The sequence below is a fragment of the bacterium genome (genome assembly GCA_016873475.1).
In the GTDB taxonomy this organism is placed as follows: Bacteria; Krumholzibacteriota; Krumholzibacteriia; order JACNKJ01; family JACNKJ01; genus VGXI01.
Genome location: VGXI01000275.1, coordinates 1 through 3481 on the forward strand (window position 1 = coordinate 1; position 3481 = coordinate 3481).

General features: G+C 70.9%; 3 protein-coding genes. All 3 read right to left on the reverse strand.

Translation table 11 applies throughout. From position 1 onward, the window contains the following. Positions 1-1720, reverse strand: a 1720-nt coding sequence (locus FJ251_14580) for a M20/M25/M40 family metallo-hydrolase (protein ID MBM4118929.1), incomplete at its 3' end; no start/stop codon positions are given. A gap of 196 nt (positions 1721-1916) precedes the next feature. Next, entirely contained in the window at positions 1917-3092 is a 1176-nt protein-coding gene (locus FJ251_14585; GenBank protein MBM4118930.1) for an ATP-binding protein, read from the reverse strand. A gap of 119 nt (positions 3093-3211) precedes the next feature. After that, positions 3212-3481, reverse strand: a 270-nt coding sequence (locus tag FJ251_14590; GenBank protein MBM4118931.1) for an oligopeptide ABC transporter ATP-binding protein OppF, incomplete at its 5' end; no start/stop codon positions are given.

A 3481-nucleotide genomic window follows, 5' to 3' on the forward strand; every position in this document is an offset into this window, starting at 1 on the left:
GGGGGATGTCGAAGCCGGCGTTGAGGGCCACCACCTCGCCGGTCGCCGCCTCGTAGTGCAGCGCGTAGAGCATGCCCGCGAAGCTGTCCCAGGCGCCGGCGCACAGCACCGTCTGCGCGAGCGCAATGGTCACGGCGGCGTCGGCCGAACTGCCGCCTGCCCGCAGCGCGGTGGCGCCGGCCTGGATCGCCTTCGCCCCCGAGGTCGCAGCGATCATCGCCTGAGCGCGCGCGCAGGCCCCCTTGGGTTGGCCGTAGCCGGCAGCGGCCGCGCCGGCGCAGGGCGGTCCCGGCTCCTCGGCCAGCGCGTAGGCCATGATCGCCACCGCGGCGACGTTCTGCGCGAGGGCCTTGCCGTCGATCTTGTCGAAGGTGTCGGCCGGGCTGTGGTGGTAGTCGAAGTAGCGCGCCGAGTCGACCCGGTGCCCGATGCCGACCACCCCTTGCTCGACGAGAGTGGAGATGTCGACGCCGCTGCCGCCAGGCCCGATGTCGGCCGCGTCCAGGAGCGCCAGCAGCGGGGCCGCGAGCGCGCGCAGGCGCAGGACGGTGAGCGAGTCGGCCTCCACCGAGAAGCCGACGGGCCGAAAGCCCCCCGAGTCGCATTCGAGCGCCGCGCGATGGCAGGCCATCTCCTCCGCGTGGGCCGCGGCATAGGCCTTGCCGCCGGCCTGGGTCTGCTCCTCGTCCGCGAACAGGACCAGGCGCAGCGTGCGACGCGGGACGAGTCCCAGCTCGCGCAGCAGGCGGACGGCTTCCCAGGTGATGATGCAGCCGGCGCCGTCGTCCATGGCGCCGGTACCGACGTCCCAGGAGTCGAAGTGCCCGCCCACGAGGACGATCTCCTCGGGCCGCTCGCGACCCGGCAGCTCGGCGATGAGATTGGCCGCCTCCGCGTCGGGTAACCGTAGTGCGCCGAGCCCGAGGCGCACCCGGATCGGGATGCCCCGGTCGGCGAGGCGGTGGAGGCGGCCCGTATCCTCGAGAGTCAGGGCGGCAGCGGGGATGCGCGGCAGCGCCGGGTCATCGGCGTAGCGCATGACGCCCGTGTGGGGCGTCGCCAGGCTTGCACCGGTGACCGCGCGGATCAGGCAGGCGATCGCCCCCTGCTTGGCGGCCGCCTGCGCGCCCCGCGAGCGATACTCCACCGACTTGCCGTAGCCTTCCCAGCCCTGATCGAAAAGGACGATGCGCCCCGCGGCCTCGCTGCCGCGCTCTGCGAGCTCGTCGAAGCTCGAGACGATGAGCAGCTCGCCCTCGATCCCCGCCGGCGGCGTGCCGACCGTGCCGCCCAGGCCCAGCAGCGTCAGGCGGAAGCGCAACGGCTGGACCAGACCTTCGCCGGGCGCCGGCCCGACGATCGCCTCCCCCCACTCCTCGCCGCGCACCCAGTGCGGGACCAGCACGGGCTCCGCCCGCACATTGGCCAGGCCGTCTTCCTTCAGCTTGGCAAGCGCCCAGGCGGCAGCGGCCGCGTGCTCCGGCGAGCCGCTCAGGCGCGGGCCGAAGGTGTCGCAGAGCTCGGCCAGCCGCCGCGCGGCACGGTCCGAACCGAGCGCCGCATCGATGATGCGCCGGGCGACGGCCGTGTCGGCGGGCGCCGGCGCCGAAGCGCTGAGCGGCGCGGCCGCCAGCGCCACGATGAACCCCGGCAAGAGCAGCGCAAGGCGCGCGGCGCGGAAGCCTGCGCGGCGCGGGGTAAGGGCGCAGGCACGTTTCATCCGAGTCACTCCTCTCAAGGGCTCCGAGCCGAACGCCTAGGGTACGCGATCGGCCGCCGAATGTCGCCTCCGACAGTAATGCACCTCACCCATGGACTCGTGCGGCCTCACGCGAGGCAGCGTCTCCGCCTCGAGTGCCGGGCGGATCGCGCAATCATCCACCGCCCGGAAGCTCGAGCCCTGCCCATCATGAGCGCTAGAAGAGCGCTGTGCCCCACAGCATTGCGCAGAACTCGCGCCAGGGCAGCAGCTCGATGCCGTCCTCGGTCTTGCGGTGAGCCGTGTCGCGCGAGACGAGTAGGCTGCGGCGCGGGCGGTGTTCTTCCTTGAGCGCGCGCAGGCCCTTGAGATCATCGCCGCGGACTTGCTCGGTCGCCTTGCACTCGACGGCCAGCTCCATGTCGCCCACGATGAAGTCGACTTCGAAGCCCGAACTCGTCCGCCAGAAGCTCAGCGCCTGGTCGCGCCGCGTGTAGGCGAGAAAAGCGCGCAGCTCGTTCAGGATGAAGTGCTCGAAGGCCCGGCCGAAGAGATCGGTGCCGGCGCCGATGGCCGTCGCTTCGGGATGGAGCTGATTCGCCACCCCGATGTCGAAGAGATAGAACTTCGCCGTGTCCACGAGGCGTCGCTTCTGGCGGCGACGCCAGGGCTCGAGCGTGAAGCCGAGCAGCGTGTCCTCCAGGATCTGGTAGTAGCTGCGCACCGTGCCGGCGGAAACGCCCGTCTCGCGCGCCACGCTCGTGAAGTTCACCTGCTGGCCATGACCGAGTCCGACGACCTGGAGGAAGCGCGAGAAGGCCGGCACGTTGCGCGTGGCCGACTCGTCGATGATCTCCTGCTTGATGTAGTTGTTCAGGTAGGCCCTGAGCAGGGGGCGGGCATCGTCCACGCGATAGTGCGCCGGCAGCGCGCCGTGGTTGAGCAGGCGAAGCAGGTCCACATCGCCGATCTCGCGGCTGGTCAGGGGCAGCAGGTGGAAGTCGATGGCCCGGCCGCCGAGCAGGTTCTTCGCACCGCGGCGCAGCTTGCGCGCGCTCGAGCCGCAAAGAATGAAGCGCGTGCCGCTGTTCTCGAGCAGCCAGTGGATCTCCGGCAAGAGCCCCGGCACCTGCTGGATCTCGTCCACCACGACGACGGCCGGCCGCTCCCCCAGGACCTGCTCGCGCAACAGGTGCGGCCGGACCGCCAGCTCGGCGCTCAGTGCAGTGTCGAGGAGGTCGTAGAAGCGCGCCGCCGGGAAGCGCTCGCGCAGGTAGGTGGTCTTGCCCGTCTGCCTTGGGCCCCAGAGGAAGGCGGCGCCGGAGCCCGTGCGAGGGTTGGGCACCCAGGTCAAGTCTAGATCACGCTTGTAGTTAGACAATTCTATGGACATGTTCGGATTATCGTGCAAATCGTCAGCCTGGTCAATGATTTTCCAAGCCTCTTACGCCCCTGCCGCTGATCGGGAGACCGTGGAGGTCGGTGGACTGCCTCCTGCTTCGCGCCAGGAGTTCACATCTCCGCGTGGTAGGGGCAAGCCGCGAAGTGCCCGCTGGCCACCTCGGCCAGCGGCGGCCTCGCCTCCGCGCAGGCCGGCCGCGCAATCGGGCAGCGCCCGCGGAAGACGCAGCCGCTGGGCTTGTTGATTGGCGTGGGCACGTCGCCCTCGAGGATGATCCGCCCCGCGCGCGTCTTGCCGGGATCGGCGAGCGGCACGGCCGACAGCAGCGCCTTGCTGTAGGGATGCCGCGGCCGGTGGTAGACCTCCAGCGCCGGCCCCCC

Excerpts from the sequence above, each read along its gene's own strand:
- FJ251_14585 (MBM4118930.1), bottom strand. The coding sequence starts at position 3,092 with ATGTCCATAGAATTGTCTAACTACAAGCGTGATCTAGACTTGACCTGG.